1 protein-coding gene is annotated in these 278 nt (G+C 65.5%); it reads left to right on the plus strand.

Annotation, left to right across the window (positions count from 1 at the left end; all coding sequences use genetic code 11):
* On the plus strand, positions 1 to 278 hold a 278-nt coding region (locus ACSNOK_RS34020), incomplete at both ends, for a beta-ketoacyl synthase N-terminal-like domain-containing protein (RefSeq protein ID WP_436784601.1).

A 278-nucleotide genomic window follows, 5' to 3' on the forward strand; every position in this document is an offset into this window, starting at 1 on the left:
GAGGACGCGGGGATCGATCCGGGTGGGCTGCGGGGCAGTGACACAGGGGTGTTCACGGGCCTCTTCTACCACGATTACTTGCCGTCTCATGGAGTGCCGGAGGAGGTGGAGGGTTACCTCGGTACGGGTGGGACGGGTTCGGTGGCTTCGGGCCGGGTGGCGTACACACTCGGTTTGGAGGGGCCGGCGGTGACGGTGGATACGGCGTGTTCGTCGTCGTTGGTGGCGTTGCATTTGGCGTGTCAGTCGCTGCGGTCGGGTGAGAGTTCGCTGGCGTT

The organism is Streptomyces sp. URMC 126 (genome assembly GCF_051386555.1).
In the GTDB taxonomy this organism is placed as follows: Bacteria; Actinomycetota; Actinomycetes; order Streptomycetales; family Streptomycetaceae; genus Streptomyces.